This is a genomic window from Pseudomonas sp. FDAARGOS_761 (assembly GCF_013343155.1).
Taxonomy (GTDB): Bacteria; Pseudomonadota; Gammaproteobacteria; order Pseudomonadales; family Pseudomonadaceae; genus Pseudomonas; species Pseudomonas aeruginosa.
Map to the genome: position 1 here is coordinate 625,862 of NZ_CP054572.1, position 15,042 is coordinate 640,903.

The window sequence follows — 15,042 nt, forward strand, 5'->3', positions numbered from 1 at the left end:
ATGAATGCCACCTACCGCCATATCACCGTTCTGCTCGAGGAGGCCGTTTCCGCACTGGCCCCGCGGGAGGACGGCTGCTATCTGGACGGTACCTTCGGAAGAGGGGGCCATAGTCGAGCCTTGCTCGAGAAACTGGGCACCGGGGGACGCCTGCTCGGATTCGACAAAGATCCCCAGGCCATCCAGACAGGAAAAGCATTGGCGGCCGAAGACGGCCGCTTCGTCATTGTGCAGCGCTCGTTCGCCGAACTGGGCGATGAGGTGCGCGCACGCGGTCTCGAAGGTCGGGTCGATGGCGTCCTGCTCGACCTTGGCGTGTCGTCGCCGCAACTCGACGATCCCGAGCGCGGCTTCAGCTTCCTCAACGATGGTCCCCTGGACATGCGCATGAATCCCGGCCAGGGCATCAGCGCAGCGGAGTTCATCGCCAACGCCACCGAAGAGGAAATCGCCCGGGTCTTCAAGGAATATGGCGAAGAGCGCTTCGCCAAGCGGATGGCCCGCGCCATCGTGCAGCGCCGCCAGGAGCGGCCGTTCGAACGGACCGCTGATCTCGCCGAAGTGATCACGGTTGCCAACCCCGCCTGGGAGAAGGGCAAGAATCCGGCGACCCGCGCATTCCAGGGCCTGCGCATCCATGTGAACAATGAATTGGGCGATCTCGAGCGCGGCCTTGACGCCGCGCTCGAATCGCTGGCCGTCGGCGGCCGCCTGGTGGTGATCAGTTTCCATTCCCTGGAAGACCGCATCGTCAAGCTGTTCATGCGCAAGCACGCCAAGGGCGAGGCGGACAACCTGCCGCGCGACCTGCCGATCCGTTCCAAGGTCTTCGAACCGCGCCTGAAGCTGCTGGGCAAGCCGCAGTACGCTTCGGAAGAAGAACTCAAGGCCAACCCGCGCTCGCGCAGCGCGGTCATGCGCGTGGCGGAGAAGCTGAGATGAGCCGTCTCTTCGTCAAGCGCCTGCCTACCGGCAGCTTCCTCATGTTGCTGCTTTATATAGGTCTGTTGCTCTCGGCGATTGCCGTGGCCTACAGCACCTACTGGAACCGGCAACTGCTCAACTCGCTGTATTCCGAGCTGAGCGTGCGCGACAAGGCGCAGGCCGAGTGGGGCCGGTTGATTCTCGAGCAGAGCACCTGGACCGCTCATAGCCGCATCGAAAGCCTGGCGGTGGAACAGTTGCGCATGCGCGTTCCCGACCCGGCCGAGGTCAGGATGGTGGCGCCATGAAACTGAATTATTTCCAGGGCGCCCTCTACCCATGGCGGTTCTGCGTGATCGTCGGCCTGCTGCTGGCGATGGTCGGCGCCATCGTCTGGCGAATCGTCGACCTGCACGTGATCGACCATGACTTCCTCAAGGGCCAGGGCGATGCGCGTAGCGTGCGGCATATCGCCATCCCTGCGCACCGGGGCCTGATCACGGACCGCAACGGCGAACCGCTGGCGGTGAGCACCCCGGTCACCACCCTGTGGGCCAACCCCAAGGAACTGATGACCGCCAAGGAACGCTGGCCGCAACTGGCGGCGGCGCTCGGGCAGGATACCAAGCTGTTCGCCGACCGCATCGAGCAGAACGCCGAGCGCGAGTTCATCTATCTGGTCCGTGGGCTGACCCCGGAGCAGGGCGAAGGCGTGATCGCCCTGAAGGTGCCCGGCGTGTACTCCATCGAGGAGTTTCGGCGTTTCTACCCGGCTGGCGAAGTGGTGGCCCATGCGGTCGGCTTCACCGATGTCGACGACCGTGGTCGCGAAGGTATCGAGCTGGCTTTCGACGAATGGCTGGCCGGCGTGCCGGGCAAGCGTCAGGTGCTCAAGGATCGCCGTGGCCGCGTGATCAAGGACGTGCAGGTCACCAAGAATGCCAAGCCGGGCAAGACTCTGGCGCTGTCCATCGACCTGCGCCTGCAGTACCTGGCTCATCGCGAACTGCGCAACGCTCTGCTGGAGAACGGCGCCAAGGCCGGCAGCCTGGTGATCATGGACGTGAAGACCGGGGAGATCCTGGCCATGACCAACCAGCCGACCTACAACCCGAACAATCGTCGTAACCTGCAGCCGGCGGCCATGCGCAACCGGGCGATGATCGACGTGTTCGAGCCGGGCTCGACGGTCAAGCCGTTCTCGATGAGCGCGGCGCTGGCCAGCGGGCGCTGGAAACCCAGCGATATCGTCGACGTCTACCCGGGCACCCTGCAGATCGGCCGCTACACCATTCGCGACGTATCGCGCAATTCGCGGCAACTTGATCTCACCGGCATCCTGATCAAGTCGAGCAACGTCGGCATCAGCAAGATCGCCTTCGACATCGGCGCCGAATCCATCTACTCGGTCATGCAACAGGTCGGCCTTGGGCAGGACACGGGGTTGGGTTTCCCCGGTGAGCGCGTCGGCAACCTGCCCAACCACCGCAAGTGGCCGAAGGCGGAAACTGCGACCCTGGCCTACGGCTACGGTCTCTCGGTCACCGCGATCCAGTTGGCGCATGCCTATGCGGCCCTGGCCAACGACGGCAAGAGCGTGCCGCTGAGCATGACCCGAGTCGACCGCGTGCCGGATGGCGTGCAGGTGATTTCGCCGGAAGTGGCTTCCACCGTGCAGGGCATGTTGCAACAAGTGGTCGAGGCCCAGGGCGGGGTGTTCCGCGCCCAGGTGCCGGGTTACCACGCCGCCGGCAAGAGCGGGACCGCGCGCAAGGTCTCGGTCGGCACCAAGGGCTACCGGGAAAACGCCTATCGCTCGCTGTTCGCCGGTTTCGCCCCGGCCACCGATCCGCGCATCGCGATGGTCGTGGTGATCGACGAGCCGAGCAAGGCGGGCTACTTCGGCGGCCTGGTGTCGGCGCCGGTGTTCAGCAAGGTCATGGCTGGCGCGCTGCGCCTGATGAACGTGCCGCCGGATAACCTGCCGACGGCCACCGAACAGCAGCAGGTCAATGCTGCGCCCGCAAAAGGAGGGCGTGGCTGATGCCTATGAGCCTGAACCAACTGTTTCCCCAGGCCGAGCGCGATCTGCTGATCCGCGAGCTGACCCTGGATAGCCGCGGCGTTCGTCCGGGCGACCTGTTCCTGGCGGTGCCGGGCGGGCGCCAGGATGGTCGTGCGCACATCGCCGATGCCCTGGCCAAGGGCGCGGCTGCCGTGGCCTACGAGGCGGAAGGCGCCGGAGAGCTGCCGCCCAGCGATGCGCCGCTGATCGCGGTGAAGGGGCTGGCCGCGCAACTGTCGGCGGTCGCCGGGCGTTTCTACGGCGAGCCGAGCCGCGGGCTGGACCTGATCGGCGTCACCGGCACCAACGGCAAGACCAGCGTCAGCCAACTGGTGGCCCAGGCCCTGGATCTGCTCGGCGAGCGCTGCGGCATCGTCGGCACCCTCGGCACCGGTTTCTACGGCGCCCTGGAGAGCGGCCGGCACACCACGCCGGACCCGCTCGCGGTGCAGGCCACGCTGGCCACGCTGAAGCAGGCCGGCGCCCGCGCGGTAGCGATGGAAGTGTCTTCCCACGGCCTCGACCAGGGCCGCGTGGCGGCGCTCGGTTTCGATATCGCGGTGTTCACCAATCTGTCCCGCGACCACCTCGACTATCACGGTTCGATGGAAGCCTATGCCGCCGCCAAGGCCAAGCTGTTCGCCTGGCCGGGCCTGCGCTGCCGGGTGATCAACCTGGACGACGATTTCGGCCGTCGACTGGCCGGCGAGGAGCAGAACTCGGAGCTGATCACCTACAGCCTCACCGACAGCTCGGCGTTTCTCTATTGCCGCGAAGCGCGCTTCGGCGACGCCGGCATCGAGGCGGCACTGGTCACTCCGCACGGCGAGGGCCTGCTGCGCAGCCCGTTGCTCGGCCGCTTCAACCTGAGCAACCTGCTGGCGGCGGTCGGTGCGTTGCTTGGCCTGGGTTATCCCTTGGGCGATATCCTCCGCACCTTGCCGCAACTGCAGGGGCCGGTCGGCCGCATGCAGCGCCTGGGAGGCGGCGACAAGCCGCTGGTGGTGGTGGACTACGCGCATACTCCCGACGCCCTGGAAAAAGTCCTGGAGGCCCTGCGTCCGCACGCGGCCGCGCGCCTGCTGTGTCTGTTCGGCTGCGGTGGCGATCGCGATGCCGGCAAGCGTCCGCTGATGGCTGCGATCGCCGAACGCCTGGCGGATGGGGTGCTGGTCACCGACGACAACCCGCGCACCGAGGCCAGTGCGGCGATCATCGCCGATATCCGCAAAGGCTTCGCTGCCGCTGACAAGGTTACCTTCCTGCCGTCGCGCGGTGAGGCGATCGCCCATCTGATCGCTTCCGCTGCGGTGGATGACGTGGTGCTCCTGGCTGGCAAGGGTCACGAGGATTATCAGGAGATCGACGGCGTACGCCATCCGTTCTCCGACATCGAGCAGGCCGAGCGCGCCCTGGCCGCCTGGGAGGTGCCGCATGCTTGAGCCTCTTCGCCTCAGCCAGTTGACGGTCGCGCTGGACGCCCGCCTGATCGGCGACGACGTCGTCTTTTCGGCGGTTTCCACCGACAGTCGCGCCATCGGGCCCGGCCAACTGTTCATTGCCCTGAGTGGGCCGCGTTTCGACGGCCACGACTATCTCGCCGAGGTTGCCGCCAAGGGCGCGGTGGCTGCGCTGGTGGAGCGCGAAGTCGCCGACGCGCCCCTGCCGCAATTGCTGGTGCGCGATACCCGTGCGGCCCTGGGGCGACTGGGCGCGCTGAACCGGCGCAAGTTCACCGGCCCGCTGGCGGCCATGACGGGCTCCAGCGGCAAGACCACGGTCAAGGAGATGCTCGCCAGCATCCTGCGTACCCAGGCCGGCGATGCCGAGTCGGTGCTGGCTACCCGTGGCAATCTGAACAACGACCTCGGCGTACCGCTGACCCTGCTGCAACTGGCGCCGCAGCACCGTAGCGCAGTGATCGAGCTGGGCGCCTCGCGCATCGGCGAGATCGCCTACACGGTCGAGCTGACCCGCCCCCACGTGGCGATCATCACCAATGCCGGCACCGCCCATGTCGGCGAGTTCGGCGGACCGGAGAAGATCGTCGAGGCGAAGGGCGAGATACTCGAAGGGCTGGCCGCCGACGGCACCGCCGTGCTGAACCTGGACGACAAGGCCTTCGACACCTGGAAGGCCCGCGCCAGCGGCCGTCCGTTGCTGACTTTCTCCCTCGACCGGCCCCAGGCCGATTTCCGCGCCGCCGATCTGCAGCGCGATGCGCGCGGCTGCATGGGGTTCAGGTTGCAGGGCGTAGCGGGTGAAGCGCAGGTCCAGCTCAACCTGCTGGGGCGGCACAATGTCGCCAATGCCCTGGCTGCCGCCGCTGCCGCCCATGCGCTGGGCGTGCCGCTGGGTGGGATCGTCGCCGGGCTGCAGGCACTGCAACCGGTCAAGGGCCGCGCGGTAGCGCAACTGACCGCCAGCGGGCTGCGTGTGATAGACGACAGCTACAACGCCAACCCCGCGTCAATGCTGGCGGCGATTGATATACTGAGCGGCTTTTCCGGGCGCACCGTCCTGGTCCTCGGAGACATGGGCGAACTCGGCTCCTGGGCCGAGCAGGCCCACCGCGAGGTGGGCGCCTACGCCGCTGGCAAGGTGTCCGCGCTCTATGCGGTCGGACCGCTGATGGCCCACGCCGTACAGGCGTTCGGCGCCACGGGCCGGCACTTCGCCGACCAGGCCAGCCTGATCGGGGCGCTGGCCACCGAACAACCGACAACCACCATTTTGATCAAGGGTTCCCGCAGCGCGGCGATGGACAAAGTCGTCGCGGCGCTGTGCGGTTCCTCCGAGGAGAGTCACTAATGCTCCTGCTGCTGGCCGAATACCTGCAACAGTTCTACAAGGGCTTCGGCGTCTTCCAGTACCTGACCCTGCGCGGCATTCTCAGCGTGCTCACCGCGCTGTCGCTGTCGCTGTGGCTGGGGCCCTGGATGATCCGTACCTTGCAGATCCGCCAGATCGGCCAGGCCGTGCGCAACGACGGTCCGCAGTCGCACCTGTCGAAGAAGGGCACCCCGACCATGGGCGGCGCCCTGATCCTTACCGCCATCGCCATCAGCACGCTGCTGTGGGCGGATCTTTCCAACCGCTACGTGTGGGTGGTGCTGGTCGTTACCCTGCTGTTCGGTGCCATCGGCTGGGTGGACGACTACCGCAAGGTGATCGAGAAGAACTCCCGCGGCCTGCCGAGCCGCTGGAAGTACTTCTGGCAGTCGGTGTTCGGCATCGGCGCCGCCGTGTTCCTCTATATGACTGCCGAAACCCCGATCGAGACCACCCTGATCGTGCCGATGCTGAAGAGCGTCGAGATCCAGTTGGGCATCTTCTTCGTGGTTCTGACCTACTTCGTCATCGTCGGTTCGAGCAATGCGGTGAACCTCACCGACGGTCTCGACGGCCTGGCGATCATGCCGACGGTAATGGTTGCCGGCGCGCTGGGCATCTTCTGCTACCTGTCGGGCAACGTGAAGTTCGCCGAGTACCTGCTGATTCCCAACGTACCGGGCGCCGGCGAGCTGATCGTGTTCTGCGCCGCGCTGGTCGGCGCCGGCCTCGGTTTCCTCTGGTTCAACACCTATCCGGCGCAGGTCTTCATGGGCGACGTCGGCGCGCTGGCGCTGGGCGCCGCGCTGGGCACCATCGCGGTGATCGTGCGCCAGGAGATCGTGCTGTTCATCATGGGGGGGGTGTTCGTCATGGAAACCCTCTCGGTGATGATCCAGGTCGCTTCCTTCAAGCTGACCGGACGCCGCGTCTTCCGCATGGCGCCGATCCATCACCATTTCGAACTGAAAGGCTGGCCGGAGCCGCGCGTGATCGTGCGCTTCTGGATCATCACCGTGATCCTGGTGCTGATCGGCCTCGCCACCCTGAAGCTGCGTTGAGGACGAAGAGAGCATGAGCCTGATCGCCTCCGACCACTTCCGCATCGTTGTCGGCCTCGGCAAGAGCGGCATGTCCCTGGTGCGCTACCTGGCGCGCCGCGGCTTGCCTTTCGCCGTGGTCGATACCCGAGAGAACCCGCCGGAGCTGGCCACCCTGCGTGCCCAGTATCCGCAGGTGGAAGTGCGTTGCGGCGAACTCGACGCCGAGTTCCTCTGCTCCGCCCGCGAACTCTACGTCAGCCCCGGCTTGTCGCTGCGCACCCCTGCGCTGGTACAGGCCGCCGCGAAAGGCGTGCGCATCTCCGGCGACATCGATCTCTTCGCCCGCGAGGCGAAGGCACCGATCGTCGCCATCACCGGTTCCAACGCGAAGAGCACCGTGACCACCCTGGTGGGCGAAATGGCGGTGGCCGCGGACAAGCGTGTCGCCGTCGGCGGCAACCTCGGCACCCCGGCGCTCGACCTGCTGGCCGATGACATCGAGCTGTACGTGCTGGAGCTGTCGAGCTTCCAGCTGGAAACCTGCGATCGCCTCAACGCCGAGGTGGCGACCGTGCTGAACGTCAGCGAAGACCATATGGATCGCTACGACGGCATGGCTGACTACCACCTGGCCAAGCACCGGATCTTCCGCGGTGCCCGCCAGGTCGTGGTGAATCGCGCCGATGCCCTGACCCGACCGCTGATCGCCGATAGCGTGCCGTGCTGGTCGTTCGGCCTGAACAAGCCGGACTTCAAGGCTTTCGGCCTGATCGAGGAAGACGGCCAGAAGTGGCTGGCGTTCCAGTTCGACAAGCTGCTGCCGGTTGGCGAACTGAAGATCCGTGGCGCCCACAACTATTCCAACGCGCTCGCCGCGCTGGCGCTGGGCCATGCGGTCGGCCTGCCGTTCGACGCCATGCTCGGCGCGCTGAAGGCGTTTTCCGGCCTGGCTCATCGCTGCCAGTGGGTACGCGAGCGGCAGGGCGTGAGCTACTACGACGATTCCAAGGCCACCAACGTCGGCGCCGCCCTGGCGGCGATCGAGGGGCTGGGTGCCGACATCGACGGCAAGCTGGTGCTGCTCGCCGGCGGAGACGGCAAGGGCGCCGATTTCCATGACCTGCGCGAGCCGGTCGCGCGCTTCTGCCGGGCGGTGGTACTGCTCGGCCGTGACGCCGGGCTGATTGCCCAGGCACTGGGCAACGCGGTACCGCTGGTGCGCGTCGCAACGCTGGACGAAGCAGTCCGGCAGGCCGCCGAGCTGGCCCGCGAAGGCGATGCGGTGCTGTTGTCGCCGGCCTGCGCGAGCCTGGACATGTTCAAGAACTTCGAAGAACGCGGACGCCTGTTCGCCAAAGCCGTAGAGGAGCTAGCGTGATGCTGTCGGTGTTGCGCCCCTTCCCGTCGCCGCTGTTGAGCCGGCACGGCATCGACCTGGACTTCCCGCTGCTGGCGGGTTGCCTGGCGCTGCTCGGCCTCGGCCTGGTGATGGTGACTTCCGCCTCCTCCGAGGTGGCGGCGGCGCAGTCGGGCAACCCGCTGTACTTCTCCGTCCGTCACCTGATCTACCTGGTGATCGGCCTGATTTCCTGCGGCCTGACCATGATGGTCCCGATGGCCACCTGGCAGCGTTGGGGCTGGAAGCTGTTGCTGGTCGCCTTCGGCCTGCTGGTGCTGGTGATCACCCCCGGCATCGGCCGCGAGGTGAACGGCTCGATGCGCTGGATCGGCTTCGGCCTGTTCAACATCCAGCCTTCGGAGATCGCCAAGGTCTGCGTGGTGATCTTCATGGCCGGCTACCTGATCCGCCGCCAGCAGGAGGTCCGGGAAAGCTGGATGGGCTTCTTCAAGCCCTTCGTGGTGTTGCTGCCGATGGCCGGCCTGCTGCTGCGCGAGCCGGACTTCGGCGCCACCGTGGTAATGATGGGCGCTGCCGCGGCCATGCTGTTCCTCGGCGGGGTGGGGCTGTTCCGCTTCGGTCTGATGGTGTTGCTGGCGGTCGGCGCGGTGGTCCTGCTGATCCAGACCCAGCCCTACCGGATGGCGCGCCTGACCAACTTCACCGACCCCTGGGCCGACCAGTTCGGCGCCGGCTATCAGTTGAGCCAGGCGCTGATCGCCTTCGGCCGCGGCGGCTGGTTGGGCATGGGGCTGGGCAACAGCATCCAGAAGCAGTTCTACCTGCCGGAGGCGCACACCGACTTCGTCTTCGCCGTGCTTGCAGAGGAACTGGGCATCGTCGGCGCCCTGGCGACCGTCGCCCTGTTCGTGTTCGTCAGCCTGCGCGCGCTGTACATCGGCATCTGGGCCGAGCAGGCCAAGCAGTTCTTCTCCGCCTACGTGGCCTACGGCCTGGCCTTCCTCTGGATCGGCCAGTTCCTGATCAACATCGGGGTGAACGTCGGCCTGCTGCCGACCAAGGGCCTGACCCTGCCGTTCCTCAGCTACGGCGGCAGTTCGCTGGTGATCTGCTGTGCCTGTCTGGGGATGTTGCTGCGCATCGAATGGGAACGGCGAACCCACCTGGGTAGCGAGGAATATGAGTTCAACGAAGAGGACTTTGCCGATGAAAGGTAATGTCCTGATCATGGCGGGTGGCACCGGCGGACACGTGTTCCCGGCACTCGCCTGTGCGCGGGAGTTCCAGGCGCGCGGCTATGCCGTGCACTGGCTAGGGACGCCGCGCGGCATCGAGAATGACCTGGTACCCAAGGCCGGCCTGCCGTTGCACCTGATCCAGGTCAGCGGGCTGCGCGGCAAGGGCCTGAAGTCGCTGGTCAAGGCGCCGCTGGAACTGCTCAAGTCGCTGTTCCAGGCGTTGCGGGTGATCCGCCAGCTGAGGCCGGTCTGCGTGCTCGGCCTGGGTGGCTATGTCACCGGCCCGGGCGGCCTGGCCGCGCGCCTCAACGGCGTGCCGCTGGTGATCCACGAGCAGAACGCTGTGGCCGGCACCGCCAACCGCAGCCTGGCGCCGATCGCCAGGCGCGTCTGCGAGGCATTCCCGGATACCTTCCCGGCCAGCGACAAGCGTCTGACCACCGGCAATCCGGTGCGCGGCGAGCTGTTCCTCGACGCGCATGCCCGCGCGCCGCTGACCGGCCGTCGGGTCAATCTGCTGGTGCTCGGCGGCAGCCTTGGCGCGGAACCGCTGAACAAGCTGTTGCCAGAGGCCCTGGCGCAGGTGCCGCGGGAAATCCGTCCGGCAATCCGCCATCAGGCCGGTCGTCAGCATGCCGAGATTACCGCCGAGCGTTATCGCACAGTGGCGGTCGAAGCGGACGTCGCGCCCTTCATCAGCGACATGGCCGCGGCCTATGCCTGGGCCGACCTGGTGATCTGCCGCGCCGGCGCGCTGACCGTCAGCGAGCTGACGGCGGCGGGATTACCCGCCTTCCTGGTGCCGTTGCCTCACGCGATCGACGATCACCAGACCCGCAATGCCGAATTCCTGGTACGCAGCGGCGCCGGCCGCCTGCTGCCGCAAAAGTCTACCGGCGCGGCCGAACTGGCCGCGCAGCTGTCCGAGGTCCTGATGCATCCCGAAACCCTGCGCTCCATGGCAGACCAGGCACGCAGCCTGGCGAAACCCGAGGCTACCCGGACGGTGGTCGATGCCTGCCTGGAGGTGGCCCGTGGTTAAAGAACCGAATGGCGTCACCCGGACCATGCGCCGTATCCGCCGCATCCATTTCGTCGGCATCGGCGGCGCCGGCATGTGCGGGATCGCCGAAGTGCTGCTGAACCTCGGCTACGAGGTATCCGGCTCGGACCTCAAGGCCTCGGCGGTGACCGAGCGCCTGGAGAAGTTCGGCGCGCAGATCTTCATCGGCCACCAGGCGGAAAACGCCGACGGTGCCGACGTGCTGGTGGTGTCGAGTGCCATCAACCGGGCCAACCCGGAAGTGGCCTCGGCCCTGGAACGGCGGATTCCGGTGGTGCCGCGTGCGGAGATGCTCGCCGAACTGATGCGCTACCGGCACGGCATCGCGGTAGCCGGCACCCACGGCAAGACCACCACTACCAGCCTGATCGCCTCGGTGTTCGCCGCCGGCGGCCTGGACCCGACCTTCGTCATCGGCGGCCGACTGAACGCCGCCGGGACCAACGCCCAGCTTGGCGCCAGCCGCTACCTGGTGGCCGAGGCCGACGAGAGCGACGCCAGCTTCCTGCACCTGCAACCGATGGTCGCGGTGGTCACCAATATCGACGCCGACCACATGGCGACCTACGGCGGCGACTTCAACAAGCTGAAGAAGACCTTCGTCGAGTTCCTCCACAACCTGCCGTTCTACGGACTGGCAGTGATGTGCGTGGATGACCCGGTGGTGCGCGAGATCCTCCCGCAGATCGCCCGCCCGACCGTGACCTACGGCCTCAGCGAAGACGCCGACGTGCGCGCGATCAACATCCGCCAGGAAGGCATGCGCACCTGGTTCACCGTGTTGCGCCCGGAGCGCGAGCCGCTGGACGTCTCGGTGAACATGCCCGGCCTGCACAACGTGCTGAATTCCCTGGCGACCATCGTCATCGCTACCGACGAGGGCATCTCCGACGAAGCCATCGTCCAGGGGCTGTCCGGCTTCCAGGGCGTAGGCCGGCGCTTCCAGGTCTACGGCGAGCTGCAGGTCGAGGGTGGCAGCGTGATGCTGGTGGACGACTACGGCCACCATCCGCGCGAAGTCGCCGCGGTGATCAAGGCGATCCGTGGCGGTTGGCCGGAGCGTCGCCTGGTGATGGTCTACCAGCCGCATCGCTATACCCGTACCCGCGACCTGTACGAAGACTTCGTGCAGGTGCTGGGCGAAGCCAACGTGCTGCTGTTGATGGAGGTCTATCCGGCCGGCGAAGAGCCGATCCCGGGAGCCGACAGCCGCCAGCTGTGCCACAGCATCCGCCAGCGCGGTCAGCTCGACCCGATCTACTTCGAGCGCGACGCCGACCTGGCGCCGCTGGTCAAGCCGCTGCTGCGCGCTGGCGACATCCTGCTTTGCCAGGGCGCTGGCGATGTCGGCGGCCTGGCCCCGCAACTGATCAAGAACCCGCTGTTCGCCGGCAAGGGAGGGAAGGGCGCATGAACCTTTGCCTCGATAGCCTGCTGAACGGCACCCAGGATCCCAAGGCGTTCGGCCGCGTCGCCGTGCTGTTCGGCGGCAAGAGCGCCGAGCGCGAGGTGTCGCTGAAGTCCGGCGCGATGGTCCTGCAATCCCTGCTGGCCGCCGGGGTCGATGCCTTCGGCATCGATGTCGGCGAAGACCTGCTGCAACGCCTGGTCGAGGAGAAGATCGACCGTGCCTTCATCATTCTCCACGGTCGTGGCGGCGAGGATGGCAGCATGCAGGGCCTGCTCGAGTGCGCGGGCATTCCCTACACCGGCAGCGGCGTGCTGGCCTCGGCGCTGGCGATGGACAAGCTGCGGACCAAGCGGGTCTGGCTCAGCCTCGGCCTGCCGACCCCGGACTACGCGGTGCTGGCCAGCGAGGATGACTGCCGCGACGCGGCGCAGCGACTGGGTTTCCCGCTGATCGTCAAGCCGGCTCACGAAGGCTCGAGCATCGGCATGGCCAAGGTCGGCGGGCTCGACGAATTGATCGCGGCGTGGCGCGAAGCGGCCCGCTACGACTCGCAGGTGCTGGTCGAGCAGTGGATCAGCGGCCCGGAATTCACCGTGGCGACCTTGCGCGGGCAGGTGCTGCCGGCGATCCGTCTGGGCACGCCGCACACCTTCTACGACTACGACGCCAAGTACCTGGCCAGCGATACCCGCTACCAGGTGCCCTGCGGTCTCGACGAGGCCAAGGAACGCGAGCTGAAGGAACTCACCGCGCGCGCCTGCGACGCCCTGGGCATCCAGGGCTGGGGGCGGGCGGACGTGATGCAGGACGCCGAAGGGCGTTTCTGGCTGCTTGAAGTCAACACCGCACCAGGCATGACCGACCACAGCCTGGTGCCTATGGCCGCGCGGGCCGCCGGCCTGGATTTCCAGCAACTGGTGCTGGCGATCCTGGCCGATAGCCGCGAGGCGAGGGGATAAGCCATGAACGGCGTACTGCTCCGTCATCAGCAACCCGGTGGACTCGGCCGCGCTCCGCGCAAGCCGATGCCGCGCGGCGCCAGCCGTCTGGTGGCCAAGGAACCGCTGAGCGTGCGCCTGCCGAAAGCCGACTTCAGTTTCCTCAAGTACCTGGCCTGGCCGCTGTTGCTGGCCGTTCTCGGCTATGGCGCCTATCGCGGCGCCGAGTACATCCTGCCGTACGCCGACCGGCCGATCGCCAAGGTCAGTGTCGAGGGCGACCTCAGCTACATCAGCCAGCGCGCGGTGCAGCAGCGGATTTCCCCGTACCTGGCGGCGAGCTTCTTCACCATCGACCTGGCGGGCATGCGCGGGCAACTGGAACAGATGCCCTGGATCGCCCACGCCGAGGTGCGCCGGGTGTGGCCGGACCAGGTGGTGATCCGCCTGGACGAGCAACTGCCGATCGCCCGGTGGGGCGACGAAGCGCTGCTGAACAACCAGGGACAGGCTTTTACGCCAAAGGAGCTGGCGAATTATGAACATCTGCCCCGCTTGCATGGTCCACAGCGGGCGCAACAGCAGGTGATGCAGCAATACCAGTTGCTCAGCCAGTTGCTGCGTCCCCTCGGGTTCTCCATTGCCCGCCTGGAAATGAGCGATCGCGGCGGTTGGGCGCTGACCACGGCCCAGGGCGTCGAGATCCAGATCGGGCGCGACCACGTGGTAGACAAGATTCGCCGCTTCGTAAGCATCTACGACAAGGCACTCAAAGATCAGATTTCGAACATTGCGCGGATCGACCTGCGTTACCCCAACGGCCTCGCCGTTGCGTGGCGCGAGCCGGTCACGCCCGCGACGGTGGCCACGGCCAGCGCCGTGCAGTGAGTTGAGGAGACAGTAATAACCATGGCAAGCGTGCAGAGCGGCAAGATGATCGTCGGCCTCGACATCGGTACCTCCAAGGTGGTGGCGCTGGTGGGCGAGGTGACGGCCGATGGCCAGCTGGAGGTCGTTGGCATCGGTACTCATCCGTCCCGCGGCCTGAAGAAGGGCGTGGTGGTGAACATCGAGTCCACCGTGCAGTCGATCCAGCGCGCCATCGACGAGGCCCAGCAGATGGCCGGTTGCCGTATCCACTCGGCGTTCGTCGGCATCGCCGGCAACCACATCCGCAGCCTCAATTCCCACGGCATCGTGGCGATCCGCGATCGCGAGGTGAACCCGGCGGATATCGAACGGGTACTGGATGCCGCCCAGGCGGTGGCGATCCCGGCGGACCAGCGGGTGCTGCATACCCTGGCCCAGGATTACGTGATCGATAACCAGGAAGGCGTGCGCGAGCCGCTGGGCATGTCCGGGGTGCGCCTGGAAGCCAAGGTGCACGTGGTGACCTGCGCGGTGAATGCCTCGCAGAACATCGAGAAGTGCGTGCGCCGCTGCGGCCTCGAGGTCGACGACATCATCCTCGAGCAGTTGGCCTCGGCCTATTCGGTGCTGACCGAGGACGAGAAGGAACTGGGCGTGTGCCTGGTGGATATCGGCGGCGGCACCACCGATATCGCGATCTTCACCGAAGGCGCGATCCGCCATACCGCGGTGATCCCGATCGCCGGCGACCAGGTCACCAATGACATCGCCATGGCCCTGCGGACGCCGACCCAGTACGCGGAAGAGATCAAGATCCGCTACGCCTGCGCCCTGGCCAAGCTGGCCGGTGCCGGCGAGACCATCAAGGTGCCCAGCGTCGGCGACCGGCCGCCGCGCGAACTGTCGCGCCAGGCTCTGGCCGAAGTGGTCGAGCCTCGTTACGACGAGCTGTTCACCCTGGTCCAGGCCGAGCTGCGCCGCAGCGGCTACGAGGACCTGATCCCGGCCGGGATCGTCCTCACCGGCGGCACCTCGAAGATGGAAGGCGCGGTCGAGCTGGCCGAGGAAATCTTCCACATGCCGGTACGCCTCGGCGTGCCGTATAGCGTGAAGGGCCTCACCGACGTGGTGCGCAACCCGATCTATTCGACGGGCGTCGGCCTGCTGATGTACGGACTGCAGAAGCAGTCCGATGGCATGTCGATGTCTGTGTCAGGCAGCAGCTACAGCAGCGACGAACCCAAGGCACCTGTCCTGGAACGGCTCAAACGCTGGGTCCAGGGCAATTTCTGATTCAA

Annotated in this window: 13 protein-coding genes; all 13 read left to right on the top strand. The window is 66.7% G+C overall.

Translation table 11 applies throughout. The features are described 5' to 3' along the window. Genes rsmH through ftsA form a run of 13 tightly spaced genes read left to right on the top strand, consistent with a single transcriptional unit; the run spans window position 1 to window position 15,037 of the window. Window positions 1-942 carry a 16S rRNA (cytosine(1402)-N(4))-methyltransferase RsmH gene (rsmH, locus tag FOC67_RS03000; RefSeq protein ID WP_003134737.1) on the top strand — a complete coding sequence of 314 codons (942 nt, stop codon included), beginning with the start codon at window positions 1-3 and terminating at the stop codon, window positions 940-942. Continuing rightward, window positions 939-1,232, top strand: a complete 294-nt coding sequence (gene ftsL, locus FOC67_RS03005; RefSeq protein ID WP_003094142.1) for a cell division protein FtsL — start codon at window positions 939-941, stop codon at window positions 1,230-1,232. Before rsmH ends, ftsL begins: the two co-directional genes overlap by 4 nt. Beyond that, window positions 1,229-2,968, top strand: coding sequence for a peptidoglycan D,D-transpeptidase FtsI (ftsI, locus tag FOC67_RS03010; protein WP_003094139.1), 1,740 nt, complete (start codon window positions 1,229-1,231; stop codon window positions 2,966-2,968). The genes ftsL and ftsI overlap by 4 nt, the downstream gene beginning before the upstream one ends. Next, window positions 2,968-4,431, top strand: coding sequence for a UDP-N-acetylmuramoyl-L-alanyl-D-glutamate--2,6-diaminopimelate ligase (locus FOC67_RS03015; RefSeq protein WP_009315942.1), 1,464 nt, complete (start codon window positions 2,968-2,970; stop codon window positions 4,429-4,431). Before ftsI ends, FOC67_RS03015 begins: the two co-directional genes overlap by 1 nt. Then, window positions 4,424-5,800, top strand: a complete 1,377-nt coding sequence (murF, locus tag FOC67_RS03020; RefSeq protein WP_009315943.1) for a UDP-N-acetylmuramoyl-tripeptide--D-alanyl-D-alanine ligase — start codon at window positions 4,424-4,426, stop codon at window positions 5,798-5,800. The genes FOC67_RS03015 and murF overlap by 8 nt, the downstream gene beginning before the upstream one ends. Then, window positions 5,800-6,882, top strand: a complete 1,083-nt coding sequence (mraY, locus tag FOC67_RS03025) for a phospho-N-acetylmuramoyl-pentapeptide-transferase (RefSeq protein ID WP_003094129.1) — start codon at window positions 5,800-5,802, stop codon at window positions 6,880-6,882. The genes murF and mraY overlap by 1 nt, the downstream gene beginning before the upstream one ends. Window positions 6,883-6,895: 13 nt before the next feature. Further along, window positions 6,896-8,242: a UDP-N-acetylmuramoyl-L-alanine--D-glutamate ligase gene (gene murD / locus FOC67_RS03030; protein WP_009315944.1), complete on the top strand. Its 1,347-nt coding sequence runs from the start codon at window positions 6,896-6,898 to the stop codon at window positions 8,240-8,242. Continuing rightward, window positions 8,242-9,441: a putative lipid II flippase FtsW gene (ftsW, locus tag FOC67_RS03035; protein WP_003094125.1), complete on the top strand. Its 1,200-nt coding sequence runs from the start codon at window positions 8,242-8,244 to the stop codon at window positions 9,439-9,441. Before murD ends, ftsW begins: the two co-directional genes overlap by 1 nt. After that, the gene (gene murG, locus FOC67_RS03040) at window positions 9,431-10,504 is read left to right on the top strand and encodes an undecaprenyldiphospho-muramoylpentapeptide beta-N-acetylglucosaminyltransferase (RefSeq protein WP_009315945.1); all 1,074 of its coding nucleotides are present in this window, start codon (window positions 9,431-9,433) and stop codon (window positions 10,502-10,504) included. Before ftsW ends, murG begins: the two co-directional genes overlap by 11 nt. Continuing rightward, on the top strand, window positions 10,497-11,939 hold the full coding sequence (murC, locus tag FOC67_RS03045; protein ID WP_003094121.1) for a UDP-N-acetylmuramate--L-alanine ligase: 1,443 nt from the start codon (window positions 10,497-10,499) through the stop codon (window positions 11,937-11,939). Before murG ends, murC begins: the two co-directional genes overlap by 8 nt. Continuing rightward, window positions 11,936-12,895, top strand: a complete 960-nt coding sequence (locus FOC67_RS03050; RefSeq protein ID WP_003094120.1) for a D-alanine--D-alanine ligase — start codon at window positions 11,936-11,938, stop codon at window positions 12,893-12,895. The genes murC and FOC67_RS03050 overlap by 4 nt, the downstream gene beginning before the upstream one ends. A gap of 3 nt (window positions 12,896-12,898) precedes the next feature. Further along, window positions 12,899-13,762 carry a cell division protein FtsQ/DivIB gene (locus tag FOC67_RS03055; RefSeq protein WP_003094118.1) on the top strand — a complete coding sequence of 288 codons (864 nt, stop codon included), beginning with the start codon at window positions 12,899-12,901 and terminating at the stop codon, window positions 13,760-13,762. A 21-nt stretch (window positions 13,763-13,783) separates the two neighbouring features. Next, a complete protein-coding gene (gene ftsA / locus FOC67_RS03060; protein ID WP_003094115.1) occupies window positions 13,784-15,037 on the top strand; it encodes a cell division protein FtsA in 1,254 nt (417 codons plus the stop codon). Window positions 15,038-15,042 lie beyond the last annotated feature (5 nt).